We start from the raw sequence: 26,959 nt of genomic DNA, 5'->3' as shown, positions 1-26,959 counted from the left end.
TCAATTCGGGCGGGAGTCGATGAGGTCGACTGGAGATACCACAAAGCAGCCAGTGGGTTAGACGACCTCACCTGTGAGCTCACCCATGCGCTCCGTCTTGACCCCGGAACAGAGCGATCCTACAAGATAGACTATGGCAACACACCTCTGATTGGCCGCGCCTTCCGGCCTTGAGCGAAGCGCAGCCCTCCGCGACTCCGCGGGGCCACGTCCACTTGCCAAGCCAAATCAGAGATTTTCCAATGCCGACGCTCTACCTCACTTGCGGTCTTCCCGGTTCGGGAAAGACGTCGCTCGCCAAGATAATCGAACATGAAGCATCTGCCCTCCGTCTGACCGGAGACGACTGGATGCACGGGCTTTACCCCGGCATCTCTACTCCGGAAGCCGAAACTGGTCCGTGCCGAGGTAGGGTCGAGAGCCTACAATGGCAGATCGCTCTGCGTGCCGTCAGGCTTCAGTGTAACGTTGTCGTGGATTGGGGAGTGTGGTCACGGGCAGAACGCGACACCTGCCGGGAGGAAGCTCGCGCAGCTGGTGCCCGCGTCGTCCTCTGCTTCCTCGACGTTCCCTTTGATGCGCTTTGGGACCGGGTCTCCCGGCGAAACGCCGAGCTTCCAGTCGGCACGTTCGACATCTCGCGGGCGGACCTGCTTCGGTGGTCGGAGCTGTTCGAGCCGCCAACCGCCGAGGAGATGGCGCTTTACGATCGGCAAACCCATCCAGCCATCACCGCTCTTAAATGAAGCGCCACAGCGCTGGGGGTATTCTCAGTCTGCGTAGTCGGTGGGTCAAGCCCGAGGACGACGGAGGGTGGGGTGAGCTCTGCGGCAAGAACAGCGATGGCGGATGGGAGATGTGCGAATTTCGCGTCCGTCGCCCGTCATCATCACCCACCCCTCGTCCCCCCGCAACGCCGTCAACCCCCTTCGCAGCCACAGCAATTGCTGCGGCGGCATCTGGCGCAAATGTTCGTAGTCCATCACCGTGACGTTATAGACCGTGCTCCTGACCTGCGGTCCATCCGGGCGGCGGAGCAGGATGCCCTGCAGGGCCATCATGCGGTTGCTGGCCTTGCGGGCGCGGTCGGCGAGGGTGTCGGTGACCTCGCCTTCGTGGCCTTTGACGGTAAAGAGGGTTTGCGCCCGGGGGCTCGGGGCCGGGATGCCTGTGGTCTTGTGGTAGCGGGCGATTGCCTCGGCGTAATCGTCGCCGGCCTGGCGCTGTTCTGAAGTGATCAGGCCGTCGAGGAACATGCGGCCGAGGGTGTAGCCGGCAAAGGGGCTCCTGACCGTCTCGTCGGCAGCCGTCCTGTCAAATCCGTGGATGCGGCGGCGGGCTGATATCGCGACGCTGATATTCTCCTTCTCGGTTTCGAAGGGCTTGATCTTGCCGCAGGGAAAACGCTCGACATTCTCCTTGCGCGGACGGCCGGCGCCCTTGTTGACCCGCCCTGTCTTCACCTTGGTGGCTTTGCCGCCCATGCTGATTGTCCTTCTATCGAATGATGCCGTTTCTGAGTGCGGCGGCGACCAGCGCCGTATCCTTGAAGACGCCGAGCCGCGCCTTGGCGTTGGCAATGTGCGTGTTCACGGTGATGTGGGAGATTCCGAGAATGGTGCCGATCTCGGCGGCCGTCTTGCCCGCCGCCATCCAGCGGATGATTTCGGTTTCGCGTGGGGTGACGGTGCTCATGGCTCTGCAGGCCCATCGATGCTGGGCACGCGCGGCATCGTCACATGGGCGCCCGACAGGGTCACACGCGTGACGCGGTCGGGATGGCGGATCGGCTGGACGGGCGGGCCCGCCTTCGGCTGCGGATGCCAGGCGTCCTGCCGCGAGGGAAACCTGTCGCGGTTGCGGTGCGCCATGTTGATGATGGTGTTCTTCTTCGAGCCGAAGAGGTTGGCGATCTCTCTGGCCGACAGCCCTTCCTTCCAGAGCTTTTCCGCCTTGACGATCTTGTCTTCCGTCCAAAAGGTGATGGTCATCTCAATGCCTCCTCGTATCGTGCGGCTCTTGCAATGATCGGGTTGTCGGGAAACATCCTCGCGAGTTCCCGCTTGGCGCTGCGGCTGCCATTGGCGGCGTCGCGCAGCAACTGCATCTTGTAGGCTGTGACCTTCGGCTGCGGCGTCTCGGGTTCGGCCTCCATGCGCGGGCGGCTCTCCGCCTCGATCGCCGCTTGTTGATGGCGGCATTGCTCGGCGAAACTGGCTGAGCTCGGGGCGAAGGCGCGGTTATGATCCCTCACCTTTCCGGAGATGAAGAGTTTGGCGGCCTGCCAGACCGCCTCCAGCGGGATGCCGTCGATGGCGACGAGATAGGCGCGGATCTGCATGTCGGGATCAGTGCCTGCGGATGCCGGGAAACCCGAAAGCATCCCAGCTATGATCTTCACCGGAGAGGAAATCTCTTGCGGCATCGACTGTCGTCCTTCTCGTACTGCTGTTGATCGACCCGGCTTCCCTCGCCTTCTCCCTGAGGTACCAGTCGCATTTGATCGCCTGCCAGCCGCGGAAGATCTGCATCTCGGCGGCGCCGACCGGGTCGCCGGTCAGCAGATATTCCCTCGCCTGCATCCTGGCGGCATAGACCGTCAGCGGCTTCTTCAGCGTGCGCTTGCGATGCTCGATGATCGCTGCCGCGAGCTCCTCCCCCAGCACCGGGCTGAGGATGTCCATGATCTCCTGGCTCGTTGTGTCCCTAGCCATGCGATGTCCCTTTCCCGATTGAGATGGCCGACCTCAAACCCGCAGCCTCCGTCGCCCGCCGGCGAAATTCACCGGCGTGCCCGGCTTAAGGGGGCGACGGGGAAACCGCCTGACCTCGCCGCCGGCATGGTCCTGCTGGGTGGTGTCGCCCTTCTCGGGGCTTCGAAGTTTGTGGATCTCGGTTTCCACCGACGGCACCGACGTGCCGAGGAGGGCTGCGATTTCGATATAGTCCCGGCCGGAGCGGAAGAGCTCGAGCGCGTTCATGTGAGCGCCTTGCTGCGCCGGGCCGGCCTTGGGCTGGATGCTCATCGCTTGATCCTTCTTTCCCGCGAACGTCGTCCGCCATTGCCGCCGAAGCGGGTGCCAACAACGTCTTTGATTCTTCAGGGGTGACGACCGGAACCCCGGCTCTGGGAGCAAAGGCTCCGGTCGTCTGCCAGGCCGCCGCCTGGGTTTCGGGCGCGAGTGCGCCCGGGAGCTGGCGTCGCCGAGGGAGGAGCGACGACGCCAGCCACCGATAGCCGTCAGGGAGGGGCTGGGCTATCGGGGTTGGTGATCGGCTGAGCGCCGGGCGGGATCATCGTCTCGCTGATCTCTTCCGGGCGCGTCGGCCGATCGCAATTCTCGCAGTGGCGCTCGATCACCTCGGCGATCGACAGCGCCTTGCCGCAGTTTCGGGCAGCCGGTGTAGCGGGCGGTGGTTTTCGGGGAGATGGTCATAGCGATTCCACCTCCCGGTTGGCGTTCAGCACCTGCTGCAGGGCCTTGGCGAGGAAGGGGATATCCTCGTTGCGAACCGGGATTACCGACATCCGCCCTCCCCTTGGGCCTTGCGGCCGGTGTATGACGACGCCGGTCGGCATGACGTCCATGGCGAGCCGCTCTTCCGAGGAAATGGTGAACCTCATGGTGCCGTCTCCCCCGCCGCGGGACGCGGCGCGCAGGCCGGTAAATTCCGAAAGGCTGGCCCGTTGTTGTAGATGTCGGTGTTTGTCATGGCGATTAGGGTATACTTAATACCTCATATGTCAAGCACATTAGGGCATGACATGTACCTTATTTTCGGGTATTTTTCATATCATGTTGAAAGAGCAGGAACAATTTGAACGCGAAGAACGCGCAAAGCGCCTCGTCATGGCCAGGAAGAATGCTGGCTTTGCCGGGCCGAAGGCGATCGTCGATCGGTTCGGCTGGAATGCGAATGTCTACAAGGCGCATGAGTCCGGCCGCAACGGCTTCGGCATTGCCGATGCGAAGAAGTATGCCCGCGCTTTCAAGGTCAATCTCAACTGGCTGCAGTTCGGCACCGGCAACGCGCTCGATCCGGATGAGCTGCCGGTCTCCGTTGCCGATATCCCGAAGATCTCCTGGGTCAGCGCCGGCCAGCTGAGCGAGCAGGCGCCGATCACCGACTTTTCGGAATTCCCGACGGTCGCCGCCCTCGATCTGCCCGATGGCGAATGGATCGCGCTCGAGGTCGAAGGCAATTCGATGAACAAGATCTCGCCGCCGGGCTCGATCATCTTCGTCAATCTGCGCGACAAGCGCCTGGCGCCGAACGCGCTCTATGTCGTCGCCGACGAGACGGGGGCCGCGACCTACAAGCGCTATCGCCCGAACGACAATCCGCCCTTCCAGCCGGCATCCTACGAGGACGTGCCGCCGCCGGAATTCCAGGGCGCCGTCACCATCGTCGGCCGCGTCCGCCGATCGATCATCGAGATGTAGGGATGAGCGCTCAAGGCTCGGAAATAGTGCCGCGAATCAATCATATTTCAGTAGGGAAAACAGGATGATACGCCCTTCCTCACGCACCGGCAGAATCTGGTTCTATATCGTCACGATAGCGGTGTTGCTCCTGGCGTATAGCGCCGCGCGAGAGATGTACGGCCTGTAGGATTTCGCTCCGAAGCTCGCCGATCCCCAGCCTGGATCACGAGGGGTATCGGGAGGATTCATCCTCTGAAACCACAAATTGCGGCAGCTCCGGATGCCGTTCGCGCACCACTCTCGACACCGCCACCAGGATGGAACGAATGGCTGCGGGAAACATGTCCTTCGGCAGCTTCTCCTCCCACGGATCGTAAAATTCGGTGATCGCATCCAGGCCCGCCTCGATCACTTCGTCGGTGATTTCGATTTCGCTGCGCATGGCCGGCCTCCTTTTTTCTCCTAGCATCATACTCCAACTTCAGTTCTCATTCCTCTCTCTTCAGCTTAGGAGGAGAAGGTTCCTGAAGGCTGGTGAGGGAGGGTTCCGGCCAAAGCTTCCCCCTACCCCATGAGCAAAGCCCATGAAGCCGGGAGAGCATTGGCCAAGTCCTGAAGGCCGGAGCCGGGATGGGACACGTGCCAGAGGGGCCATTCGCTTCGCCCTCGTCCCGATTTTCTGACAGCGCACTTAAGGACTTTCGCTTCCCGCGCCGCTGGGCTTCGTCAGCTCGGGAGTTGCACCCGGTCGCCCAATCACTGGCGACAGGCATACGCCTATGATTCGTACCTCGTCAATCCTAGAGGTATTTTTTATACCTTTTACGGTTGACGCGACGAGGTATAATAAATACCTTATTCTCACAAGCCGATCAGAGGCGCGAGAGGACAGGCGATGCAGCACATCCGCAATATCGAGACCGAAGAGAGCAGGCGGGATGCCCGCTGGAATGCGGCGCGCACGATGGGCGACTGCCGCGCCTATATGGCCAACGAGGCCCAGCGCATGGGCGCCCTCGGCTTTGCCTTCCTCCGCCGTCCCGAACATTCGATCCGCGGCCCGTCCTGGCTGCGCGGCGCGAGAGCCTCCGTCGAGGAGCATTACCGCTATGCCCGCGAGATCATGGGCATCACCGATACCGATCAGCTTTACGCCTGAGGGGAACGGAGATGCCTGCCGCCAATCCCACATCCGAACCATCGACCGACAGCCCTTCCCTTGCTGCCGCCCGGCGGGCCGGGGCAACCGAAAAGACCCGCGCCAAGGCCCGCTTCACCGCCGGGGCGCCCGATCTCCTGGCGGCGCTGGTGGAGGCCGAACGCTTTTTCGATGGCAGCGACGATCACGGCTGCCCGCTTCACCGGAAGGTCCTCGCCGCCATCGACACGGTGAAAGGCGGCGCAGCATGAGCGATTGCCTCATCAAGGCCTTTACCGGCTGCGCCTGCCCGCCCGGCGAATGCGTGGAAAAGCCCGTCACCCCGGCGCCGGTCACCTTCGTCTCGTGGCGGACCCAGGCAATCGCCTGCCTCGCCTTCGGCTTCCTCGCGGCGATCGTCTCGGCCGCCTGGATGGAGACGCAGTTCAAAACCCGGGATCTGCGAAACCAGGAGCAGGTGTCATGGAAATGAGCCAGGGCTTTTGCCAACACCGCCGCTCAGGAGCTGAACTTGATGTCGCTGGCCTTCGCCGCGGTGATGAATGCGCGGCGCACCTGCTCGGGCCCGGCAGCATCGTTGAACACGTCAAGCACAAGCCGTTCGGCCGCCTTGGCCGCCGGCGTCTGCTCGGGCCAATCATTCAGTAAAGTGTTGCCGGCCTGAACGACATTATAGACCGTCCTCACCTTGCCATTGATGGTGATCTTCACCGGCTTGAACCTTCGTCGCCTGCTCATGATGCATCCCCTCACGCTGGAAATACGCGACTCAACGAATCACAGCGGGACTCGTTCCGGTTGAGATAATTCTTCGTTCGCCAGCCGGGCGCCGAGCCCGATGTCCTCCGTCTGCATGACAGAGCACGGCTCGGATGCGTGCGAGAATGCGGCAGATGAAGCCCGAACCAGGAGGCAACACAATGGACCTTCAAAGTCTCGTCGCCGCGCACATGCCAAACCGCCGCCGCCCCTCGCAGATGGGCGCCGCGGCCGAGGACCGATACTACCGAAATCAGATCAGCCTGCCGCGCCTGCGGCTTCGGCTCCTCGGGCTGATCGCAACGACCGCCGGCGTGACGCTGCTTCTGGCCGGCGTCATCAACACATGAGGTGCCGCCATGCTCCGACAGACCGATCATGCTATGCTGCAATCCGTTGTCACGGGGGACCGCGCGATGGACGACAGCGAGGCTGACCGGGCGGCGATCATGGCAGTGATCCGCGCCGAAACCGAGGCCTGGCTGCAGCGCGACTTCGAGGCTCTGGCGAGCCACTGGGTGCAGTCGCCGCAGACCCGGCGGATGGAATATTTCGCCTCGCTCGGCGTCCGGGTGGACGAAGGCTGGGACCCGATCGCGGCGCGGATCAAGAAGATCGTCGAGCGATTCCCGGAGAAACACGCTTTCGCGGAGCGCGTCCGCTGGGAAAAGGTCAACATCGTCGTCGACGGCAACATGGCCTGGATGACCTTCGATCAGATCGGCAGCGACACCGGTGAGGATCGCAAGCGCCAGCTGCGGATCCTCCAGCGGATCGACGGCGCCTGGAAGATCGGCTGCATGGTGATGATGGAGAGCAGCGTCGAGGAGGCGAACTGCCCGCTGATCGAGGTCGACGTGGATGCGCGGATCCTCTGGACGAACCGGCTGGCGCGGGAGCGGATGCCTGGCCATCCCGGGCTCGTCGCCGCCGCCGGCCGCCTGCGTGCCCGGCAGCGCGAATGCGACCCTGCGCTACGCGAGGCGGTGCGCCTGGCATTCCGCGAGCTGCAGAGCCAGAGACCGCTGAACATCGCGCCGAAGCAGACCTGGGCGGTGGCGCTCGGCGAGGACGCAGCCGGGATGCCACTCCACTGCTGGGTCCTGCTCGAGGACGGCAAGACGCTGGTCTCCTTCGACGACGCCGAGACGGTGGCGCGCCGGATCGCGAGCGCGCGGGAGGTCTTCGGCCTCTCGCCGGCGCAGACCCGGCTTGCGCGCCTGATCGTCGATGGCCATGACCTCGCAGCCGCCGCCGATCTGCTCGGGGTCAGTGTCAACACGTTGCGCACCCAGCTGCAGCGCATCTTCGACAAAACCGGCGTACGCAGCCAGGCGGCATTGGTGCGGGCGCTGCTGAGCGCTGGAGCTCCGAGCCAATAGCCTCGACCGCGGGCGTCTGGTTGGACTAATCGTTCAGGCTCGAACTGGATCCATGCGGACGATGCACCGTTCCTGTTCAGCCGCGCCTTGGCTATAACTTTCCTGCGGAAAAATTATAACCAGAGGAAGGGTGGGCTTTCGGTCGGTTGATTCTAAAGCGCTGCTGCATCCCTGGAAAACTCCCCTCTTGATTCCGTCGGCGTCAATGTCTATTTTGACCATATATGGTCATTTAAGACAGGAGGCCGCAATGTCGACGATCAGCGTGGCAGAGGCAAAGGCCGGTTTCGCCGGACTGGTGGATGAAGCGGCAAACGGGGAATTCGTGACGATCACGCGACACGGAAAGCCGGCTGCCGTGCTTGTGTCCGTCGAAGCAGCCGAGGCCGCGAAAAGGGCTTTGAAGACGCCACGGCCGAATTTCGGGGATTTCCTGTTGACGTTTCCCGGTGGGGTCGAGCTGGAGCGGAACCCATCGAAAATGCGCGATATTGATCTGTGACCGCCTACCTTCTCGACACGAATATCATTTCGAAGTTCGCGCCGGGCAAGGCGTCGCCGTCCGATCCGGTGCGGGCATGGTTCCGTGAGCAAGGCGAAGCCGATGCTCTCTTTCTGTCGGCTCTAACAGTCGCGGAAATCGAAAAGGGAATGCGGAGCCTTCACCGTCGCGGCGGGATCGAGCGGGCAAAGCGCCTTTCGGATTGGCTGGACTTCATCACCGACAGTTTCGGGGATCGGATCTTGCCGATGGATACCGTTGTCGCGCGGATCGTCGGCGCCCTGGAAGATGCCGCCGAGAGCCAGGGCCGTCATCCCGGCCTTGGCGATCTCATCATCGCAGCGACCGCGCGGGCCTACGACCTCACCGTCATTACGGAAAACTTGCGGCATTTCCCGCCGCTTGACGTCGCTGTCGATCTTCCCGCCGCGTTCCGGTCGGAATGATCCGAAGCATCGCCGATCACGAGCCGCACTTGATGTCGCTCGCCCTGGCTGCCGTCATAAACGCCCGCCGCACCGGCTCGGAAGCACTAGCAGCTTGGCAGCTTTGACCGCCGTACCTGCTGATGGCGCAGCACCTTACGCACCGATCTGAACCTGATCTAAACCGACCGTCCAAGAGAGATCATGATATGGTTGGAGTCCAATTTGGAGGGGGGGCTATGCTGAAAAATCCCATAATTGGACTGGCGGTTGGCGCGCTGATCGTTTTTGCGACCCACGCCGTAGCGACTGCCGATCCGCTCCCCAAAGGTTTTGAGCGCCACAAGTTCAACGGATCGGTCAGACCGGAGGTCGAGGACGGCGTGACCCGGTTTGAGATATTCGACCGTCAGTGTTCCAATGTCGACTATGGCGATGGACGCGGCGAAAATGATTGCCGCAATGGCAACGTCCGCTCGACAATTCGCTGTACGCGAGACATGAGGGTTGGCGAAAGCGTCGAATACAAGTTTGATTTCCGGCTCGATCCGACCTTTGCCTACAAAGGCTGGCACAACAACTCCGCCAATGGCTTTTATCCCGATGGCTGGGACAGCCATTTGCGCTTGGCGTCCTGGGAAGGACCGGCAATCCACAATTTCATCTACATGCTGAAAGCCGACACGCGCAACGGCGTGAACTTTCTCGCCCGCCAGTGCCAAAAACCGCAAGATTTCGGCAAATGGGCGACATTCTCGCTGAAAATCCGATGGGCAAACGATGAGAGCGGATGGGTTACGGCAAGCTGCGACAACAAGGTGATCTACGCCGCCGAAGGCGAAGCAACCAACCAAGCTCCGCATTGCTGGGAATCGAACGAGTGCGAGCCGCAATCAAACCGCGACCCGAAATCATTCAACTTCATTCTCGGCCCGGTGATGATGGGTTGGGGCGGTGACTGGAAGAGCTATGACCATCATACGTCCCAGTTTGACGTGGTGCAGCCGGACGGTATCGGCATCGATGTCCGCAATGTCAGTGTGACCCGCGGTGTCAACAATTATTCCGCCGAACAAGCCGCTTTGCTCAAGACGTTGCAGCAGCAACTGAGTGATTTGGGCTGCAAGCCAGGGAATCTCGAGGGCAAGCCTGACAAGGTAACACGGCAAGCCGCGCTCTCCTGCCGCAAGTTCGAGAGCGGTTCGCTTCCCCAAGCGCTCAACCTCACGACGCTGCAAGCCTTCGCTGACGCCTATGCCAAGCCGGAGACCGCAAGTCTGCCGTCAGGCAACGCCGCGGCTGGTACCGAAAACCTTTCGTCCAAACCGAGGACCTATATCAAGCTCGGCGAAATGCTTGCCATGAAGACGGGCAAAGACACCAAGGTGAATTCCAACTTCTTCGGCAAGATCAAAGGCGCCAGGAAGGGACAGAACGAGTTGGACTTCATCATACTGGGTCAGTTCGACTACACTGACAACACTTTCAGCCAGCTGTCATTTGTTCTGCAAGACAATCTCTCCAAGGCCGAAGTGAATGCGGCGGCCAAATGCGGCTATGGGACGATCCGGTTTCCGGACGGCACAGATCATGTGGAGATCCGTATGAACCATTCAGGAAACACGTTCTCGTCCCCGCCAAGAACCGACTGCCTGATTCAAGCGCTCGGCAAGCGACCGGCATCGCAGGTTCCCTACCTCACCACGGGGTTTGCCGATCTGGCCAAATCAATGGTTTCCGACGGCGGCTGGAAGAAACTGAGGCATGAAGGTTTGAAGATATTTGTCAAACGTGTTGCGGATGGCGAAATCACAGTCGGCGGCTAAGATCGCACCCGGTCAAGCTCACGCCGCACGGATGATGCCGACGAGATAGAGCGATCCGGTAACGAGAACCCAAGCGCCTGATTCCGTGGCGCCTGCCAGCGCTTCTTGATAGGCCTCGAGCGGGTCTATCATGACGATGCTGAGCAGCCCGAGGGTGTCTGCAATGGTCTTCAGCTGTTCTGGCGAACGCGATCTGGCGCCGACGGTGGTGAAGATGATCGATATATCGTGGCGCGTCATCGTCGACAGCAAGCCTGCCGCGTCCTTGTCGTCCGCGATTGACATGACGGCAATGCAAGGCGCGCGGTATTTTTCTTCTTGTGAGAGGTCACTCAGAACCGCAGCAAGGTTAAAGGGAACATGTGCGCCGTCCAGCACCACATTGACCTTGGCATTGTCGCCGTGGCTGGTGATGACAGCGATTTTTTCGAGCCGTCCCGGCAGGCGGGCAGATTCGATCGTTGAGGGATCGAGGAGCTGTTCTCCAAGCGGCTCCGACATCGCGCTTGCGCCCTTTGTCATGACGCCCATTTTCCCGAGCACATCCAGAACCACGCCCGCCACGGCAACATTCCGCTGCTCGATGGTTGCGTCGGCCGGCACCGTGGGGCGTCGCACGGCACAGCCGAGTTCTGCTGCCCGGGCGGATACGACGGCGCCTGCCTCGTCCGCCTCCGGCAGGAGTGTGACGACCGTTGCGCCGCGCTTTATGATTCCTGCCTTCTCGAAGGCAATGGCTGCGCGGGTTTTGCCGAGGATTTCGGTGTGCTCAAGATCGATATTGGTGATAACCGCGACATCGCTTTGAACGATATTGGTCGAGTCCCACCGCCCCCCAAGTCCGGTTTCGAGAACGGCCCACTCCACCCTTTCCGACCTGAAGATCAGCAAGGCTGAAACCGTCAGAATATCGAACCAGGTCGCTCCCTGCCCGTCCGTCGCCTCCCGCCTCGCGTCTTTGAACGCCGAGAGCGCCGCCCCGAGCGCATCCGCCAGGCGCTCCTCGCCGACCGGACGGCCGTGAATGCTGACCCGTTCGGTGATGTGCATGACATGCGGCGAGGCATATCGCCCGACGGAGAACCCCGCCCGCGCAAGACCCGCTTCGATCAGGGCGCAAGTCGAGCCTTTGCCCTTGGTGCCGGCCACATGGACGATACGGAAGCTGTTCTGGGGATCGCCAAGCCGACGAGCGAGATCGCGCATCGGCTCCAAATCGACCCGCATATCGCCGCGCGGCCGGCGCTCCCAATTCGTGAGTTGATCAAGTTCGGCTAGAGAATTCGAAAGCCGTTCACTTTCGATGTGGGACGACATGGGGCACCTTCTCAAACATGATCCAGATGCCCAGGCGAGCGACCAAACTCCTGCGCTCCCCGGTGGTATCCACCTTCATCGCCAGTCACGCAGGCCTTCGATGCTAGCATAGATGATTCCGAAATCCAGAGCGACGCTGGTGTGAAGCACAATTGCGGGCACCTGGATGGAGACGCAGCTCAAGACCTGGGATCGGCTCGAACTTGATCCATGCGGCGCCGATGCACCGAGCCCCTGCCAGCCGCGCCTCAGTTATACCTTTCCTGCAGAAAAATTATAACCGGGGGAAGGATGGGCTTTCGGTCGGTTCAACTCGCTACAGTGAAATCCGAGGGACTTTGGGCTGAGATCAGCAGAAACGAAAAACCCCGCCGGAGCGGGGTTTCTAGCTGGTCGGAGTGGAGTGATTCGAACACTCGACCCCCACGTCCCGAACGTGGTGCGCTACCAGACTGCGCTACACTCCGTGACCAGCGGCGCTTCTATAGAACAGCCTATCTGGTTGCACAAGCACCAAATTCCAAAAAGCCGGGGGAATTTTTGACGGTGACGTGACAGGTTCGAGGTCACGCGGCTGCAGCAAAAAGCCACACCTCTCGCAAATCGAACGGAAGTGTCAAAGGGGCAATTTTCTTTTGCCAGGTTCCGCGCTAAAGGGCAGACGGGACAGGCGAAACCGCTGCGACGGCGGCTTCGCAGCCACTGCGCTTGAGATCAGGGACGACACGATGAATTTCCGCACCATGACCGCGGCCGGGCTTGCCATTGCGCTTGCCGGATGCACGACCATTCCTTCCGCCGGCAATCCGATCGAGGCCCGCTGGGTCGGCAAATCGGCCGGCATCTTCTTTGCCGCCTACGGCCCGCCGATCAGCGATAGCGAGCAAGGCTCGACCACCATCTATACCTGGCGCGGCGGCTACAAGACCGTGCGCATCCCGGCGAAATATGCCGAAGGCGCCGACGGCAAGCGCGGCAAGCAGATTTCCTCCGCCCGCACCGCCTATCTGCGCTGCCAGGCCGAAATCACCACCAGCTCCGATTACACCATCCGCGACATCCGCACCGTCGCCGACATCCCCGGCGTCGATGGCCCGTCCTATTGCGCAGAGTTTTTGGCGCCCGAACAGAAGTAACGGACGGTTGTTTGAAATGCAGAACAGGCGGCCGGGTGCCGCCTGTTTTGTTTTTGCAGGTCATCGTCTTGCTGCCGTTCGACCGGCAGGGATCGAAGCACTTTCAGTCAGGCTAGCGGCTGAAAAACTCGCCGCTCACGCCGCCTCCACCCCCTGCGCCGCCGTTTCCGCCAACTTCCGCGCCGCGACGAAATCCACCTTGCCGGAACCCAGCACCGGTACCTTGCCGATATTGACCTCGGCCGGGACCATCATGTCCATGGCGCCCTTGGATTTGGCGAAGGCGAGGAATTCGGCGCGGGTGGCGGTGGGGGCGTCGGTCAGGAGCACCAGGCGCTCGCCCTTCTTGGCGTCGGGCAGCGAGGAGACGACCGAGAGGGCGCCCGGCCACAGTTCGGCGGCCAGCGTCTCGACGGCGGCGAGCGAGATCATTTCGCCGCCGATCTTGGCGAAGCGCTTGGCGCGGCCGCGGATCTTGACGAAGCCATCCTCATCGATGGTGACTATGTCGCCGGTGTCGTGCCAGCCGTCGACCAACGGCTCGAGCACGCCGGGCTTTTCGGCGCGCAGGTAACCGGCCATGACATTGGCGCCGCGCACATGCAGCCGGCCGCCCTCCTCGATGCCGGGCACCGGTTCGAGCTTCCATTCCATGCCGGGCAGGATTTTGCCGACCGTACCCGACTTGTTGTACATCGGCGTGTTGATGGAAATGACAGGCGCCGTCTCGGTGACGCCGTAACCTTCCAGGATGCGCAGGCCGAATTTTTCCATATAGGTCTGGCGGGTCGAGGCCTTCACCGGCTCGGCGCCGGAGAAGATATAGCGGATCGAGCGGAAGTCGTAAGGATGGGCCGTCCTCGAATAGCCGTTGAGGAAGGTATCGGTGCCGAAGATGATCGTGGCGTTGGAGACATAGATCAGCTCCGGCACGATGCGGTAATGCAGCGGCGACGGATAGAAATAGACCGGCACGCCCGAGATCAGCGGCAGCACGGTGCCGGCCGTCAGCCCGAAGGAATGGAACACCGGCAGGATGTTGAACACCTTGTCGCCGCTGTGGAAATCGATGCGGGCGGCGGCCTGGGCGGCGTTCGACAGGATGTTGCGGTGGGTGAGCACCACGCCCTTCGGCGTGCCCTCGGAGCCCGAGGTGAAGAGGATCACCGCCGGACCATCCGGCCGGCGCTTGACGAGCGGCCGCGCCTTGCGGAGATACCCGAGGATCTTGTCCTTGAGGCCGATTTCGGCGCGGAGATCATCGAGCCAGACGATCTTCACCTGCTTTTCCATCTCGGCAATCACGGCACCGAGCTTGGCCTGGGTGACGAAGGCGCGCGAGGTCAGCACATGCTTGACTTCGGCGGCCTTGCAGGCGGAGAGGATATTGGCGGCACCGGCGGTGAAGTTCAGCATCGCCGGCACCTTGCCCGCGCTCATCACGCCGAGAAGCGTGGCGGCGGCGCCATTGGCATTCGGCAGCATGACGCCGAGGTTGGTTTCCGGGAAGCGGGCGCGGAATTTTGCGCCGAGCACGGCAGCCCCGGTCAGCAGCTTGCCATAGGTCAGCCGGCCGGTGACCGGATCTTCGACGGCGAGCTTGCCCATGCCGAATTCATGGCCGGCCTGGATGACGCGATTAAGCACGGTCGACGAGGTATCGGCGGTCTGGAACAGCAGGTTCGACATCACCTGATAGAGGGCAGCGCCCGCCGCCGTGCGGCGCTTGCGGCCTTTCAGCTCCGGCGGCACTTCCAGCTTCACCGGCTCGAGAATGGTGACCTTGACCTTGGGGAACAGCCGGCGGCGGATCTTGCCGTTGTCGAGATAGGAGAGATAGCTCTTCTCCAGCCCGTCGATCCTCACCGGCACGACCATCGAGCCGGTCTTGTCGGCGACCATGGCGGCGCCGTCATAGACCTTCATCAGCGTGCCGGTCACCGTCAGGCGGCCCTCGGGGAAGATGCCGATCGGGTTGCCGTCCTGCACCACCTTGATCAGCGAGCGCGTCGCCATCGGCTTTGTCGGGTCGAGCGGCAGGAATTTGCACATCTTCAGGAAGGGCCGCACCCACCAGGCCTGGGCGATCTTGTAATCGACGGCAAAGGTGGGCTCTTCCTCGGTGATGGCAAGCGCCAGGGCACCGTCGAGCAGGCTGACATGGTTGAGCGCGATGATCGGCGCGCGGCCGGCCTTCTTGATATTCTCCAGCCCCTCGACCTCCAGCCGCATGAAGGCGCGGAACAGGATCGAGATGAAATCGCGGAAGGGATTGGTCGGCAGCGTCTTCAGCATCAGCCAGGCGACAGCAAAATTGATGATGCCGAGGCCGATCAGGATCTGCGGAATGGAGGCGCCGAGCGCCTGGACGGCGGCAACGAGGCCGAGGCCGACGGTGATGAACAGCGCCGACAGCACGTTGGCGGCGCCGATGACACGGGCGCGGCGGTCCTCATGCGCCCAGGTCTGCAGCGCGGCGAAGGTCGGCACGGCGATGAAGGCGCCTGATATGGCCATGCCGGCGAGATCGATGGCGACGCGGATGGTATTTTCACCGGCGAAGAAGCCGGCGATCGTCGTCGCATGGCTCACCGAAGCCAGGCCCCAGAGGTTCCAGGCGAGATCGAGGCTGAAGAGGCCGAGCAGCGCCGTGCCGACGGGGGCCGGCAGCAGCACGATGCGGCCAGAGGACATCCATGCGGCAATCGCCGAACCGACGGCGACGGCAATGGCAAAGACGGTGAGATAGGCCGGCACGACGAGCTCGGAGCCGCCGAGCAGCTCGGTGACCATGGTCGGCAGGATCGACAGCACGAAGGCGCCGACCAGCCAGAACCAGCAGTTCATCAGCGCCGAACGCCACAGGCGCTTGTCGGCGCGGATTTCTATGACCAGGGTGTAGCTGGAGCGGATGACATTGCGGTCGATTTCGAGATCCGGCGCCTTGGAGCCGGTGGGCGGGATCATCCGGCTGGCCAGCCAGCAGAGCACCGAAAGCCCCATCATCATCGTGCCGAAGATCAGCACATTGTCGCCGCCGGAGAAGGCGAAGGCGGCGATGATCGTGCCGGCGAGGATGGCGATGAAGGTGCCACCTTCGATCCAGGCATTGGCCTTCGGAAGGTCGCGGCGTTCGAGATGATCGGGCAGGATGCCGTATTTGATCGGCCCGAACAGCGCCGAGACGACGCCGAAGCCGAACAGTGCTGCCATCAGCACGAAGATGGACGAAAATGCCAGACCGAGGACCGCAAGCCCGGCGATGGCGATCTCGCAGCGTTTCAGCAGCTCGGCAATCTTGGCCTTGTCATGCTTGTCGGCAAGTTCGCCGCCGAGCGCCGAGAGCAGCAGGAAGGGGACGATGAGGATGACGCCGGCAAGCGTCACCAGCGCAGCCCCCTCGCTCGCCGACATCTTGAAGAGAATGAGGAACACCAGGGTGTTCTTCAGAAAATTGTCGTTGAAGGCCGTGAGGAACTGGGTCCAGAACAGCGGCGCGAATTTCCTTGATGTCATCAGATTGTGTTGCACGGGCTCGTTCCCCTTTCGGCAGGCAGAGAAGGCCACAGAGTTGTTACGCAATAGTTGAGTGCGATAACAACTCTGCAGTGCGGTTAACGAAGATTAATCTTCATCGTTACGATTGAACTTGACCAGCAGTTTCTCGGTGCGGGCATCCTCGACCTTGCGGATCAGCTTCTCGGATTCGGCATTGTCGCGCAGCGTCTTGGTGATATTCACCGTGGTCTGCACCAGCATCAGGATGCCCATGGCGAGATAGCCTTTGCCCCAGAGATCGAGCGGCATCATGTAAAGGCCGAGCGCCAGCATGAAGGCGGCCGAGCCGAAGGAGATGTAGGAGAAGCTGACCCAGCTGGCGGAATGTTTCTGGAAACTGTCGTTCATATCAGTGGTCCCTATAGTTCGATGGATGGATGGTTGGATGGATGCAATTTCAGGCAGCAGGCGTGATGCGGCTCTTAAGCCGCGCCAGCACATCATCGGCGGATGAGCGCAGCGGCGCCCCGCAGCCGGCATTGGCAAGCTTTTCGATGATGCCGGCCGGGCGGATGGCGCCTTCCATGTCCTTCAGGGCTGCGGCCGTCAGCTCATTCTGGCTCTGGCGCAGGCGAAGCCGGGCCAGGGTCTCCTCGGCATCGTCGAGCGTGGCAAGCCCCGGACCGGCGACGACGACATCGAGCTTCTGCGCCTCCTGCGTGGCGCGGGCCAGCCGCTCGCCGCGCTGCAGCTCCTGCAGCCGGGCCTCGGAGGCGCGGACGATCGCCTTCAGCTTGTCGATGGAGCTGGTGAACTGACCTTGCGCCTTCTCCGATGCATCGCGCTCAGCTTCGAGATAGGCGATCGCCTCGGCCGCCTCGCGGGCCAGGCCCTCATTGCCCTTAGTGAGGGCCGCGGAAGCGCGGATCTCGAGATCGGCGATGCGGGCAACGATTGTTGCGTGCTGCCCCTTCTCCTGCTCGTTCTGGGCGATGGCGACGGCCACACTGCGGCGGGCCGACTGGATCGACTGGGCGGCATCGCGGATCTGCTGGGAAAGCAGCGGCACGGCGTGGCAGTCGGCGAAAGCCTGTTCGGCATCATGCGCCCTGCCCCGCAACAAAATGGAAATCAGTTTGAACATTTCCTTCCTCCGGTTTATGAACGTTGTTCACGAGAGGTGTTATGCCAGAATCATGAACGTCGTTCAAGATAAATTTTGAACGACGTTCAAAAAATCGAAGTGGAATGGTTAATGGCCGGTAGGCGAGAAGAAAAACGCGAAGACCTGAAGGCCCGGCTGATCGAGGCGGCGCGCGAGCGGATCGCCAAGGACGGGCTCACAAATCTCAGAGCCCGCGACATCACCCAGGATGCCGGCTGCGCGCTCGGCGGCCTCTACACGGTCTTTTCAGACCTCGCCGAGCTCGTCATCCACGTCAACTCCGCGACGCTGAAGGCGCTGGAGGCGAGGCTCACCCTTGATAAAACCAAGGACCGGCCGCCGACCGACCGGCTGCGCAACCTGGCGCAAGGATATCTGAGCTTCGCCGTCGAACACCGGAACCTCTGGAAGGCGCTGTTCGAACACTCCCCGCCGGAAAGCAGCCCGACGCCGCAATGGCATCTTAACGAGCACCTCTTCCTGATGGATGTGATCGCCGAACCGCTGGCCGAACTGCAGCCCGACATGCCCCCCGAAGACCGCGCCATCCGCGCCCGCACCTTGTTCGGCGCCGTGCATGGCGTCGTCAGCATCAGCCTCGAAGGCCGCTTCGTCGGCCTGCCGCTGGAGCGGCTGGCACGGGAGGTGGATGAGCTGGTGCAGACGATTGCGGCGGGGGCGGAGCGGCGGCGGGGGTGATGAGGCGTTGGGCGCGAGACCAGCCCCTCATCCGGCTGCCGCCACTGCCAGGGTCGAGCCACACGTCTCGACCCGTCCTTCGGACCCCCGTAAACGGGGCGAAGGGAGATGCCGCGCCGGCTTCCTCCATCTCTACCCTCCGTTTGGCACGTCCCCTCTCCCCGTTTTTTTACGGGGAGAGGGTTAGGGTGAGGGGCAGGCATCCGCACGGAGGGCCAGCCGTAAATCCTCACGCTGGGAGGACAGACCTGCGAAGCGCCACCATCCATATTACCGAGCGGGAAAATTCATAAGCCTCAACCCTGCTCCACATCCCGAAATATCCCGATCGGTAAATTCCCATGAATCCTCACCTGGGAGCACGGGAACCCATCTCCCAACTCCTCCGTTGAGCAACCCAATGAAAGCTGCTTGACTGACGCCCTCCACGCCACCGCGAAAGGAAACCCCATGAGCCGTATTTTCATCACCGGTTCCACCGATGGCCTCGGCCTCGCCGCCGCCCGCACCCTGATGAAGGAGGGCCATGAGGTCGTGCTGCATGCCCGCTCCCGGGAGCGTGCCTCCGCTATCTCAGAGATTTCGGCTGCGGCGCTCGGCATCGTCATCGGCGATCTCGCCAGCGCCACGGAAACGCGATCGATTGCCGAGCAGGTCAACGCCATCGGCCGCATGGACGCCGTCATCCACAATGCCGGCATCTACCTCGAGCGGAGCCGGGGCGAAACGCCGGAAGGCCATGCAAAGACGCTGGCGGTGAATGTGCTTGCCCCCTATCTGCTCACCGCCTGGATCACCCGCCCCGATCGCCTGGTCTATCTCACCAGCGGCATGCACCGCAGCGGCGGCAGCGCCCTTGACGATATCGACTGGAAGAAGCGGCCATGGAACGCAAGCCAGGCCTATTCCGAAAGCAAGCTCTACATCGCCACCCTCGCCGCCGCCATCGCCCGCCATTGGCCGGATGTTCTGAGCAACGCGGTGGATCCCGGCTGGGTGCCGACAAAGATGGGCGGCGCCGGCGCGCCCGATGACCTGGAGATGGGGCATCTGACCCAGACATGGCTTGCGGCAAGCGATGCGGGAGCCGCGAAGGTCGGCGGTGGGTATTGGTATCATCGGCAGCGGCGGGAGGCAGCTGCGGAGGTTACGGATCCTGGGTTTCAGGATGCGCTGGTGGGAAGGCTTGGGGAACTGACGGGCGTCCGCCTGTTTGCAGAGCGGCGGTAGAGCGTTTATCGGGAGTTGCCGCGTTCCCCCTCGATGTTTACCAGCAGGCTTTACTTGAGCATGGCGCGGCCGGCGTCGGGCTGCGCAGCGGCGATAGACGGCGAGCTGTAGTGACAGACTGATGACGCGATAGACTTGTGCAGACCGAGCACCCGCAGATGAAGATCGGCGAGTATTTTCGTACCTGGCACAATCGAATCACGTCTCGGATTTTCTCGATGCCGCTGGACAAGGAAACTGCGAACTACATGCTTCAACTCACGGAGGAGATTGACCGCCTCTGGCGCTACATTGGTTATGATGAGAAGGCAAAGGAGGCACGCGCCCGTGCTCGGGACATCGAGGGTAAGGTCGCGGGGTATAAGAAGGAGGCCGAAGATCTATTCCGGCGGCAGTATGAAGAAGCCTCGAAATACTTCAACACGGTCATGGCGGTGGGGTACGCAGGATACTTTGCAACCTGGACGTTGATGAGATCGGATATCGATAAGTGGCACCGGTCCTTTATCGGCCTAATGGGCATGGTCTCGCTCGCTACCTTCATCTGCTGGGAACTGTTCGCCATGCTCATGCGGATGAAGGGCCTGGAGGAAATCAACGTTTTCTTCCGAAACATGATCTCAGTCGACGATTTTGAGCCGCTTCGCCAGGAGCAGCTATCGAGAGAAGCCAAGCGGATGATGTGGGCGCGCCCCGTATGGGCGGCCGTCTTCTTTTTAGTGCCGGCACTGCGGCTCTCGGCGCGATAGATCTTATGCTTCGACTCTTCAAGAACTTGTGACGGCGCGTGAAATTGTCATCGCCGGCATGAGAGTCGAGCCCTGTAGGCGGCAAGTTCCGCGACCTGCCGGGAGCGTCGAACAAGGGCGTGGGCTCTGGCCAGAAGCCGCAGCCTGCAAGCGCTCAGCGTAGCTATGACAGCCTGGATCTTCAGAAGATGGGGTGGGAGCATGTCCAAATGGCGTTCGAGGAGGGGGCTTTGAAACTAGACGACTTCCAACAAACGCGCGGTGTCGGCGCAGATGGCGCTCTGGAGTGGAAACGGTTTGTGGAGATGAAGGCCGTCGGCCGAGAAATGCCGTCCCAGGTATCGTTGACTGAGATGGAATTCCGCCGGGCACAGGAGCAGAAGGGGCACTATCTCCTGGTAATCGTGAGCGGACTAGAAGAAGGGTTTCAAACTCAGATCACTGTTTTTGCGGATCCCCTGAACTCTCTCCCGTGGGTGCCGCGCGGCTCGGTCTCGATTGGAGGGCTTACATTGGGGCCGGCCGTCATTCTGAAGGAGAGCGGCGAGGAAACCTTGGCTAGCAGCGCGTCAGTGTAGGAGGCTGGGCGACGTCGGATGCGCAGCTAACGGCCACGCGCCTATAGCTACTGACATGTGTCCTTCCCGAGAGAGGGGTGACAGTTCATACCGGAGACATGGGTTACACTTTTTGCCTTTGCGAGGAGAGCGAAGGTGCCTTGGCAGGAGTGCAACCGCATGGACGAGCGTCTCAAATTCGTTGCGCGGGTTCTGGATGGCGAGAAGATAGCGGCGCTGTGCCGCGAATTCGGCATCTCCCGCAAGACCGGTCACAAGATCATCAGCCGCTATAACGACAGCGGTCTGGAAGGACTGACAGATCGATCGCGACGGCCTTACCGGCACGCCAATCAGCTTCCTTTCCAAATCGAGAAGCTGATTGTGCGGACCAAACAGGACAAGCCCAACTGGGGCGCACCAAAGATCAGGGAGCGGCTGGCGCGGCTATATCCGGATGTTCACACGCCGGCGATCTCAACCGTGCATGCCGTCCTCGACCGCAACGGCCTGGTCAAGCACGGTAGGCGGCGACGCAACAGGGCTGAAGGAACAGCCCTCTCCAATCCAGGGCTGCCCAACGACCTGTGGTGCGCCGATTACAAAGGCGAGTTCATGCTTGCCGATAAGCGCTATTGCTACCCATTGACGATCACCGACTTCGCCAGCCGCTATCTTTTGGCCTGCGAAGCGTTGCACACGACCAAGGAGGTCTACGCCTTCACCGTTTTCGAACGCGTCTTCAAGGAGTTCGGCCTGCCCAAGGCGATCAGAACCGACAACGGAGTGCCTTTCGCCAGCCCCAACGGACTGTTCAATCTGTCGCGGCTCGCCGTCTGGTGGCTCAGGCTCGGTATCGACATCGAGCGCATCAAGCCGGGCAACCCGCAGCAGAACGGCCGCCATGAGCGCATGCATCTGACACTGAAACTTGAGACAACCAAGCCGGCCGGAGACAATTTCCTGCAGCAGCAAGCCCGCTTCGACGACTTCGTCGAGGAGTTCAACACCGAGCGGCCCCACCAGGCGCTCAACATGGCCTGCCCGGCAGAATGCTACGACGCTTCACCGCGCGCCTACCGCGGCCTACCCGATCTCGACTACCCGCTCCACGACCAGACAGTCACCGTCACAACATGCGGACGCATCTGCTACAAGCGGAAGAAGATCAATCTCAGTCTGGTCTTCGCCGGTCAGGCCGTCGGCATCAAGCAGGTCGAAGACCATATCTGGCTTACAAGCTTTATGGATTACGATCTGGGATACTTCGATGATGAGACATGCAGGCTTGAACCTTTGCCGAACCCTTTCGGTCCAAAAGTGTTACCTATGTCTCAGGAATAAACCGTAACCTATGTGTCCAGAACGGACCTTAGAATAACTGGCTGGGGCGCCTGGATTCGAACCAGGGATGACGGTACCAAAAACCGTTGCCTTACCGCTTGGCGACGCCCCACCAGAGCTTGAGCGGAAACCGCTTGCTCAAATCGACGCCTGATTAGCAAAGCTCTTCGCCTGTCACAATGACTAAGTTTAACCCGGCGCAGATTTATGCGCTGCGTAGCGGCGGCCGCCGTGCTAGGAATTGGTGACGTTATCGGCCCGAGATCATTCCTTCATGGACAGTCCCGCATTCGACCTCGCTTTCGAGCCGGCCTATGGGCAGGCCGTGCCGGTTGTTGCAGGGGTTGAGCGGGTTACAGTGAACAATCCCGGCCCTTTCACCTTTTTCGGCACCAACAGCTATATCGTCGGCTCTTCCTCCGTCGCGGTCATCGATCCCGGCCCGGAGGACGAGGCGCATTTCCAGACGCTGATGGCAGCGCTTGCCGGCCGCGCGGTGACGCATATCTTCGTCAGCCACACGCATCGCGACCACTCGCCGCTGGCCCGCCGGCTGCAGGCGGCAACGGGGGCGGTGACGGTGGGCCAGGGGCCGCATCGGCCGGCGCGGCCGCTGCGGGAGGGCGAGATCAATCCCTTTGCCGAAAGCTCGGATCTATCCTTCGTGCCCGATATTGCACTCAGCGACGGCGAGACCCTATCGGGCGATGGCTGGTCGCTCAGAGCGGTGCTGACGCCGGGGCACACGGCCAATCATGCCGCCTTCGCGCTCGAGGGTCGCGACATCCTATTCACAGGCGATCACGTCATGGCCTGGTCGACCTCGATCGTCGCGCCGCCGGATGGTTCGATGGCGGATTACATGACCTCGCTCGAGCGGCTGATTGCGCGTGAGGACCGGCAGTTGCTGCCCGGCCATGGCGGGCCGGTGATGGAGCCGGCCGGCTTCCTCAGGGCGCTGAAGGCGCATCGCCTCAGGCGCGAGCAGGCGGTGCTGGCACGCGTCCAGGCGGGCGACACTCAGATTGCCGAGATGGTGAAGGTGATCTATCGCGATACCGATCCGAAGCTGCATGGGGCGGCCGCCCTTTCGGTGCTCGCCCATATCGAGGATCTCCTGGAGCGCGGCGAGATTGCGGCCGATGGGCCGCCTTCGCTTGCCGCCACCTACCGGCTGTTGTAAGCGGGAGATGGGGAGATTACCATGACGCGTGCCGCTTACAGCTATCGCAGCGATGCCGATGTGCCCGATTTTGCCGATGACCAGCCGCTGATCGTCTTCGATGGCGAATGCGTGTTCTGTTCCGGCTGGGTGAAATTCGTGCTGAAACATGACAAGCAGCAGCGATACCGCTTCCTCGCGGCGCAGACGCCGCTCGGAGCCGCGCTCTACCGGCATTACGGGCTCGATGCGCGCGACTATGAGACCAATATCCTGATCGAAGAGGGCCGCGGCTTCTTCAAGTCCGACGGCACGATCCGCATGGTGGCGGGTCTCGGCTTTCCCTATTCGCTGGTCAAGATCTTCCGGCTGCTGCCGCAGCGGGTGGCCGATGCGCTCTATGAATTCATCGCCCGCAACCGGCTGAAGATTGCCGGGCGGCAAAGCTGCATGGTGCCGACGCCGGAGCAGCGGCGCCGCTTCATCACATGAGCGCCGACCGGTTTTCACTGCTCATCATCGGCGGCTATGGCACCTTCGGCGGGCGGCTTGCCCGGCTGCTTGGCGATCAACCCAGGCTCAGGCTGCTGGTTGCGGGGCGCTCGCTTGAAAAGGCTGACGATTTCGTTGCGGATCTCCGGACGCCGAAAGATGGAGCCGAGGGCCTGGGAAGCAACAATCTCGGCGCGATGGTGCAGGCAGTGGCCTTCGATCGCGACGGTGATCTCACCGAACAGCTGACGCGGCTGAGGCCCGATCTCGTCGTCGATGCCTCGGGGCCGTTCCAGACCTTCAGGAAGGATGCCTATAAGGTGGTCCAGGCCTGCATCGGCCTCGACATCGATTATGCCGATATCGCCGACAGCACCGGCTTCGTCGCCGGCATCGGTGGGCTCGATGCCGCGGCCAGGGAAAAGGGCACCTTCGCGCTTTCGGGGCTGAGCAGCCTGCCCACCCTCTCCTTCGCGGCACTCGATGCGATGGCGCCGCATTTCTCCCGTATCGACAGTGTGGCGGCCGGCATTGCCCCGTCGCCGCATGTGCAGATCGGGCTCAATGTCGTGAGGGCGATCGCGACCTATGCCGGCAGGAAGGTCACGGTGCTGCGCGAGGGGCGGCTGGCCGCCGGGCGCGGGCTGATCGATGCGATGCGGGTGACGGTGGCGCCGCCGGGGGTGACGCCGCTGCGCAGCCGGAAGTTCCTGCTTGTGGATGCGCCGGACCTGGCGTTGCTGCCGGCGCGTGCTGCCGGCCTGCAATCCAGCTTCACCGGTGTCGGCACCGAGCCGCAGCCGCTGCAGCACTTGCTCAGCCTCGCGGCACGGCTTGTCCACCTTCGGCTCCTGCCGTCGCTGATGCCGTTTGCGCGGCTGCTGCAAGGTGCCAGCCATCGTTTCGCGATCGGCGAACATCGCGGCGGCATGTTCGTCCGGGTCGGCGGTCTCGATCACGCGGGAAAGCGGCTGACTTCAGGCTGGCATCTGATTGCCGAAGGTGATGACGGGCCGTTCATCCCCATCATCGGCGTCGACGCGCTGGTGCGCCGGCTGCTGACCGGCGTGCGGCCAGAGCCCGGCGCACGGCCGGCGGCGGGGGAATTACGGCTCGAAGATTTCGAAGCGGCGTTCCGGCGTTTTCAGATCACATCGGGCATCCGGATGGAAACCGAGGCGGCGCCCCTGCCGCTCTACCACAGGATTCTCGGCAGCGCCTGGGAGCAGCTGCCGCCCGCCATTTCAGCCCTGCATGCCGGCGGGGCGCGCGTCGCCTCCGGCCGGGCGCGGATCGAGCGCGGCGGCGGGCTTCTGGCCAGGGTCGTCGCCCGCGTCATCGGCTTTCCCGAAGCGGGCTGGGAAGTGCCGGTCACGGTGCGCTTCGCAGCCGATGGCGACAGGGAGATCTGGACCCGGGATTTCGGCGGCACGGTCTTCCGCAGCTTCCAGGTCGAAGGCAAGGGCCGCGACCGACATCTGCTCACCGAGGTGTTCGGGCCGTTCCGGGTGCTGTTGGCGCTGGTGCCGGATGGGGAGAAGCTGCGGCTCGTGGTGCGCGGCTGGCGGTTTTGCGGGGTGCCGCTGCCGATGTTTCTGGCGCCGGGTGGCGACACTTATGAGGAGGAGCGCGACGGGCGGTTCCACTTTCATGTGGAGATCGGCGGGCGGCTGACGGGGCTGGTGGTGCGGTATACGGGGTGGTTGGTGGTGGAGGAGTGATGGGGTGGCTGCGGTGAGCCTGTCGGTTCGCGCGGATGGGTGCCCCTCACCCCTAACCTTACCGGGGTCGAGCCCTGCGAGAGCGAGCGAGGAACGGAGAGGTCGCGGCAAATCTCTTCGCCCCTCGGGGAGCAACCATGTTTCAATTTTGCTGGTATTGTGGCGTCCATTCGGTGTTTCGAATGAGGATGGCATTGGCGAGGATGATGAGTTTGCGGGCGACGGCTATGACGGCGCACAGGTGTTCCTTGCCGTTGCTGCGCAAGCGCGCATAGAACGACGCGAGATCCGGATTGTGCCGGGTTGCCGTGAAGGCGCACATGAACAAGCTCTTGCGCAGGCGTTCGCGGCCACCCTGGATGCGGCGTCTGCCATGATGTTTTCCACTATCGTCGTCATAGGGTGCGACGCCGGCAAGGGCGGCGATCTCGGCACGGCCGGCATGGCCGAGTTCGGGCAGCCGAATGATCAGGCACAGCGCGCTGCGCAGCCCGATCCCCTTGATGGAGATCAGCAGATCGAGCCGCCGGGCCAGGTCACAATCGTCGCGAACCGTCTTTTCGAGCCGCAGCAGACGGGCCTTGCGGCAGGTTTCGAGCCGGGCGATCTCGCGCGCGTGACGGCGTTTGACGGCCTCCGACAAGGCGGTCTCGGCAAAGGTCTTCACCAGCGCGATCTGCTGCTCGATCTGTTCCACATAGGTCAGTTCGGCCGCCAACCTGTCGAAGCGTGCGTCCGGCAGTGCCGGCAACTGCTCGAGACTTGCAGTGAAGAGCGCAATCAGCGCGGCATCGAGCCGGTCGTTCTTTGCCCGCCGAAGCCGGCTCTTGGCGAAGAACCGCAATTGCGCTGGCTGCAGACGCGCCGCCGGTCGCTTGCCGGCCCGCAGATGCACCATCAGCCGCCATTCATAGCCACCGGAGGCTTCGAAGCCGATGCGACTGACGTCATGCTCTTGAAGGAAGGCGTCAAGCGCCTTCAGACCAGCGGTGTCGTACGTCACCCTCAGCCTTGCGTCGTCGGGATGGATGGCAATGTCGAGATGGCTTTTGCCGACATCGATTCCGGCACAGATCATGCTATTATCTGTCATCTTCGTCGTCCCTGTCTTGGATACGAACCCCAAGGTTCCTGCAACCACACGGGCCAGATGAAGAGCCGGTTGCGATCCTGCTCCCCACAGCCCCAAACGGCTAAGAAGGTGACGATCCGACAACCAGCTTCCGGGCGGGCGGCCACCCGCCCGGAAGCGTTAGTATCCTACATTCCTGTCATCCAAGAAGGTGGCGGCAGCCGGATGAGGGGGCCACACGGCATACCTCTCTCGCAATCACCTATCCCACCACGCCGACGGCAAGCACGCTGAACATGCTCAAGACGATACCGACGCGGTCGAAGCCCGCACATAG

General features: G+C 62.3%; 32 protein-coding genes, 2 tRNA genes, 2 pseudogenes and 1 riboswitch. Of the genes and pseudogenes, 19 read left to right on the top strand and 17 right to left on the bottom strand.

Features of this window, described 5'->3' with window-relative positions; translation table 11 throughout:
* The first annotated feature begins 242 nt into the window (after positions 1–242).
* On the top strand, positions 243–746 hold the full coding sequence (locus U5G49_RS03690; protein WP_193446256.1) for an AAA family ATPase: 504 nt from the start codon (positions 243–245) through the stop codon (positions 744–746).
* 150 nt (positions 747–896) lie between these two features.
* Here the strand turns inward: U5G49_RS03690 and U5G49_RS03685 are convergent.
* The 8 genes and pseudogenes from U5G49_RS03685 to U5G49_RS03650 form a co-directional block, all read right to left on the bottom strand.
* Positions 897–1,484: pseudogene (locus U5G49_RS03685) on the bottom strand (hypothetical protein); the annotation flags it as partial.
* 13 nt (positions 1,485–1,497) lie between these two features.
* Positions 1,498–1,695 carry a response regulator transcription factor gene (locus U5G49_RS03680; RefSeq protein WP_130740961.1) on the bottom strand — a complete coding sequence of 66 codons (198 nt, stop codon included), beginning with the start codon at positions 1,693–1,695 and terminating at the stop codon, positions 1,498–1,500.
* Positions 1,692–1,991, bottom strand: coding sequence for a GcrA family cell cycle regulator (locus tag U5G49_RS03675; RefSeq protein ID WP_193446255.1), 300 nt, complete (start codon positions 1,989–1,991; stop codon positions 1,692–1,694). Before U5G49_RS03675 ends, U5G49_RS03680 begins: the two co-directional genes overlap by 4 nt.
* Positions 1,988–2,383, bottom strand: coding sequence for a hypothetical protein (locus tag U5G49_RS03670; RefSeq protein ID WP_182565468.1), 396 nt, complete (start codon positions 2,381–2,383; stop codon positions 1,988–1,990). The genes U5G49_RS03675 and U5G49_RS03670 overlap by 4 nt, the downstream gene beginning before the upstream one ends.
* Positions 2,349–2,714, bottom strand: coding sequence for a hypothetical protein (locus tag U5G49_RS03665; RefSeq protein WP_193446254.1), 366 nt, complete (start codon positions 2,712–2,714; stop codon positions 2,349–2,351). Before U5G49_RS03665 ends, U5G49_RS03670 begins: the two co-directional genes overlap by 35 nt.
* 33 nt (positions 2,715–2,747) lie before the next feature.
* Positions 2,748–3,026, bottom strand: coding sequence for a sigma-70 family RNA polymerase sigma factor (locus U5G49_RS03660; protein WP_193446253.1), 279 nt, complete (start codon positions 3,024–3,026; stop codon positions 2,748–2,750).
* Positions 3,027–3,241: 215 nt separating this feature from the next.
* A pseudogene (locus U5G49_RS03655) lies at positions 3,242–3,437 on the bottom strand (hypothetical protein).
* Positions 3,434–3,625 carry a hypothetical protein gene (locus U5G49_RS03650; protein WP_041936201.1) on the bottom strand — a complete coding sequence of 64 codons (192 nt, stop codon included), beginning with the start codon at positions 3,623–3,625 and terminating at the stop codon, positions 3,434–3,436. The pseudogene U5G49_RS03655 and the gene U5G49_RS03650 overlap by 4 nt, the downstream one beginning before the upstream one ends.
* 172 nt (positions 3,626–3,797) lie before the next feature.
* Between U5G49_RS03650 and U5G49_RS03645 the strand changes: the two genes are divergently transcribed.
* A complete protein-coding gene (locus U5G49_RS03645; protein ID WP_018449194.1) occupies positions 3,798–4,445 on the top strand; it encodes a S24 family peptidase in 648 nt (215 codons plus the stop codon).
* A 205-nt stretch (positions 4,446–4,650) separates the two neighbouring features.
* Here the strand turns inward: U5G49_RS03645 and U5G49_RS03640 are convergent, their stop codons facing one another.
* The gene (locus U5G49_RS03640; RefSeq protein WP_018240996.1) at positions 4,651–4,869 is read right to left on the bottom strand and encodes a hypothetical protein; all 219 of its coding nucleotides are present in this window, start codon (positions 4,867–4,869) and stop codon (positions 4,651–4,653) included.
* Between the two features lie 453 nt (positions 4,870–5,322).
* Here U5G49_RS03640 and U5G49_RS03635 point away from each other — a divergent pair, with 453 nt between their 5' ends.
* From U5G49_RS03635 to U5G49_RS03625, 3 genes are read left to right on the top strand one after another with little or no spacing between them, the layout of a single operon-like run.
* Positions 5,323–5,586 carry a hypothetical protein gene (locus tag U5G49_RS03635; protein ID WP_193446252.1) on the top strand — a complete coding sequence of 88 codons (264 nt, stop codon included), beginning with the start codon at positions 5,323–5,325 and terminating at the stop codon, positions 5,584–5,586.
* A gap of 11 nt (positions 5,587–5,597) precedes the next feature.
* Complete coding sequence (locus U5G49_RS03630) at positions 5,598–5,837, top strand: hypothetical protein (RefSeq protein ID WP_193446251.1); 240 nt, start codon at positions 5,598–5,600, stop codon at positions 5,835–5,837.
* Entirely contained in the window at positions 5,834–6,058 is a 225-nt protein-coding gene (locus tag U5G49_RS03625; protein ID WP_193446250.1) for a hypothetical protein, read from the top strand. The genes U5G49_RS03630 and U5G49_RS03625 overlap by 4 nt, the downstream gene beginning before the upstream one ends.
* A 26-nt stretch (positions 6,059–6,084) precedes the next feature.
* Here U5G49_RS03625 and U5G49_RS03620 read toward each other — a convergent pair whose 3' ends face one another.
* Positions 6,085–6,324, bottom strand: a complete 240-nt coding sequence (locus tag U5G49_RS03620) for a DUF982 domain-containing protein (RefSeq protein ID WP_018069182.1) — start codon at positions 6,322–6,324, stop codon at positions 6,085–6,087.
* Between the two features lie 182 nt (positions 6,325–6,506).
* Here U5G49_RS03620 and U5G49_RS03615 point away from each other — a divergent pair, with 182 nt between their 5' ends.
* The 5 genes from U5G49_RS03615 (at position 6,507) to U5G49_RS03595 (ending at position 10,480) form a co-directional block, all read left to right on the top strand.
* Positions 6,507–6,695, top strand: a complete 189-nt coding sequence (locus U5G49_RS03615) for a hypothetical protein (protein ID WP_193446249.1) — start codon at positions 6,507–6,509, stop codon at positions 6,693–6,695.
* Between the two features lie 9 nt (positions 6,696–6,704).
* On the top strand, positions 6,705–7,727 hold the full coding sequence (locus U5G49_RS03610; RefSeq protein WP_193446248.1) for a LuxR family transcriptional regulator: 1,023 nt from the start codon (positions 6,705–6,707) through the stop codon (positions 7,725–7,727).
* A gap of 250 nt (positions 7,728–7,977) precedes the next feature.
* The gene (locus tag U5G49_RS03605) at positions 7,978–8,229 is read left to right on the top strand and encodes a type II toxin-antitoxin system Phd/YefM family antitoxin (RefSeq protein ID WP_003557256.1); all 252 of its coding nucleotides are present in this window, start codon (positions 7,978–7,980) and stop codon (positions 8,227–8,229) included.
* Positions 8,226–8,675: a type II toxin-antitoxin system VapC family toxin gene (locus tag U5G49_RS03600; RefSeq protein WP_193446247.1), complete on the top strand. Its 450-nt coding sequence runs from the start codon at positions 8,226–8,228 to the stop codon at positions 8,673–8,675. Before U5G49_RS03605 ends, U5G49_RS03600 begins: the two co-directional genes overlap by 4 nt.
* A gap of 218 nt (positions 8,676–8,893) precedes the next feature.
* The gene (locus tag U5G49_RS03595) at positions 8,894–10,480 is read left to right on the top strand and encodes a hypothetical protein (protein ID WP_193446246.1); all 1,587 of its coding nucleotides are present in this window, start codon (positions 8,894–8,896) and stop codon (positions 10,478–10,480) included.
* A gap of 18 nt (positions 10,481–10,498) precedes the next feature.
* Here U5G49_RS03595 and U5G49_RS03590 read toward each other — a convergent pair whose 3' ends face one another.
* Both U5G49_RS03590 and U5G49_RS03585 read right to left on the bottom strand, forming a co-directional pair.
* Complete coding sequence (locus U5G49_RS03590) at positions 10,499–11,797, bottom strand: bifunctional folylpolyglutamate synthase/dihydrofolate synthase (protein ID WP_193446245.1); 1,299 nt, start codon at positions 11,795–11,797, stop codon at positions 10,499–10,501.
* Positions 11,798–11,818: 21 nt separating this feature from the next.
* Positions 11,819–11,896: riboswitch (ZMP/ZTP riboswitch) on the bottom strand.
* Positions 11,897–12,187: 291 nt separating this feature from the next.
* Positions 12,188–12,264: transfer RNA gene (locus U5G49_RS03585), tRNA-Pro, on the bottom strand.
* A 261-nt stretch (positions 12,265–12,525) separates the two neighbouring features.
* Between U5G49_RS03585 and U5G49_RS03580 the strand changes: the two genes are divergently transcribed.
* The gene (locus U5G49_RS03580) at positions 12,526–12,933 is read left to right on the top strand and encodes a hypothetical protein (protein WP_018240983.1); all 408 of its coding nucleotides are present in this window, start codon (positions 12,526–12,528) and stop codon (positions 12,931–12,933) included.
* 135 nt (positions 12,934–13,068) lie between these two features.
* Here U5G49_RS03580 and U5G49_RS03575 read toward each other — a convergent pair whose 3' ends face one another.
* The 3 genes from U5G49_RS03575 to U5G49_RS03565 all read right to left on the bottom strand — a co-directional run bounded on the left by U5G49_RS03575 (position 13,069) and on the right by U5G49_RS03565 (position 17,575).
* Positions 13,069–16,464 carry an acyl-[ACP]--phospholipid O-acyltransferase gene (locus U5G49_RS03575; RefSeq protein ID WP_193446244.1) on the bottom strand — a complete coding sequence of 1,132 codons (3,396 nt, stop codon included), beginning with the start codon at positions 16,462–16,464 and terminating at the stop codon, positions 13,069–13,071.
* Between the two features lie 93 nt (positions 16,465–16,557).
* Positions 16,558–16,839: a YiaA/YiaB family inner membrane protein gene (locus tag U5G49_RS03570; RefSeq protein ID WP_003546080.1), complete on the bottom strand. Its 282-nt coding sequence runs from the start codon at positions 16,837–16,839 to the stop codon at positions 16,558–16,560.
* A 49-nt stretch (positions 16,840–16,888) separates the two neighbouring features.
* Entirely contained in the window at positions 16,889–17,575 is a 687-nt protein-coding gene (locus U5G49_RS03565; RefSeq protein WP_193446243.1) for a PspA/IM30 family protein, read from the bottom strand.
* Positions 17,576–17,686: 111 nt separating this feature from the next.
* Here U5G49_RS03565 and U5G49_RS03560 point away from each other — a divergent pair, with 111 nt between their 5' ends.
* The 5 genes from U5G49_RS03560 to U5G49_RS03540 all read left to right on the top strand — a co-directional run bounded on the left by U5G49_RS03560 (position 17,687) and on the right by U5G49_RS03540 (position 22,175).
* Positions 17,687–18,295 carry a TetR/AcrR family transcriptional regulator gene (locus U5G49_RS03560; RefSeq protein WP_183605995.1) on the top strand — a complete coding sequence of 203 codons (609 nt, stop codon included), beginning with the start codon at positions 17,687–17,689 and terminating at the stop codon, positions 18,293–18,295.
* 450 nt (positions 18,296–18,745) lie between these two features.
* A complete protein-coding gene (locus U5G49_RS03555) occupies positions 18,746–19,525 on the top strand; it encodes an SDR family NAD(P)-dependent oxidoreductase (protein ID WP_193446242.1) in 780 nt (259 codons plus the stop codon).
* A gap of 137 nt (positions 19,526–19,662) precedes the next feature.
* Complete coding sequence (locus tag U5G49_RS03550) at positions 19,663–20,274, top strand: hypothetical protein (protein ID WP_193446241.1); 612 nt, start codon at positions 19,663–19,665, stop codon at positions 20,272–20,274.
* Between the two features lie 209 nt (positions 20,275–20,483).
* A complete protein-coding gene (locus U5G49_RS03545; RefSeq protein ID WP_193446240.1) occupies positions 20,484–20,852 on the top strand; it encodes a protein NO VEIN domain-containing protein in 369 nt (122 codons plus the stop codon).
* Positions 20,853–20,987: 135 nt separating this feature from the next.
* Complete coding sequence (locus tag U5G49_RS03540; RefSeq protein ID WP_432417007.1) at positions 20,988–22,175, top strand: integrase core domain-containing protein; 1,188 nt, start codon at positions 20,988–20,990, stop codon at positions 22,173–22,175.
* 38 nt (positions 22,176–22,213) lie between these two features.
* On the opposite strand, the gene U5G49_RS03535 is transcribed toward U5G49_RS03540, so the two are convergent.
* Positions 22,214–22,287 (bottom strand) — tRNA-Gln (locus U5G49_RS03535).
* 162 nt (positions 22,288–22,449) lie between these two features.
* On the opposite strand from U5G49_RS03535, the gene U5G49_RS03530 reads away from it, so the two are divergent.
* From U5G49_RS03530 to U5G49_RS03520, 3 genes are read left to right on the top strand one after another with little or no spacing between them, the layout of a single operon-like run.
* The gene (locus U5G49_RS03530; RefSeq protein WP_193446680.1) at positions 22,450–23,358 is read left to right on the top strand and encodes an MBL fold metallo-hydrolase; all 909 of its coding nucleotides are present in this window, start codon (positions 22,450–22,452) and stop codon (positions 23,356–23,358) included.
* A 21-nt stretch (positions 23,359–23,379) separates the two neighbouring features.
* Positions 23,380–23,829: a thiol-disulfide oxidoreductase DCC family protein gene (locus tag U5G49_RS03525; RefSeq protein ID WP_193446679.1), complete on the top strand. Its 450-nt coding sequence runs from the start codon at positions 23,380–23,382 to the stop codon at positions 23,827–23,829.
* Positions 23,826–25,550 carry an SDR family oxidoreductase gene (locus tag U5G49_RS03520; protein WP_193446678.1) on the top strand — a complete coding sequence of 575 codons (1,725 nt, stop codon included), beginning with the start codon at positions 23,826–23,828 and terminating at the stop codon, positions 25,548–25,550. The genes U5G49_RS03525 and U5G49_RS03520 overlap by 4 nt, the downstream gene beginning before the upstream one ends.
* A 142-nt stretch (positions 25,551–25,692) precedes the next feature.
* Here the strand turns inward: U5G49_RS03520 and U5G49_RS03515 are convergent, their stop codons facing one another.
* The gene (locus tag U5G49_RS03515) at positions 25,693–26,643 is read right to left on the bottom strand and encodes an IS110 family RNA-guided transposase (RefSeq protein ID WP_049735019.1); all 951 of its coding nucleotides are present in this window, start codon (positions 26,641–26,643) and stop codon (positions 25,693–25,695) included.
* Between the last annotated feature and the right edge of the window lie 316 nt (positions 26,644–26,959).

The sequence above is a fragment of the Rhizobium indigoferae genome, from assembly GCF_034554815.1.
Taxonomy (GTDB): domain Bacteria; phylum Pseudomonadota; class Alphaproteobacteria; order Rhizobiales; family Rhizobiaceae; genus Rhizobium; species Rhizobium leguminosarum.
This window is presented reverse-complemented; position numbering and strand designations above follow the sequence as displayed.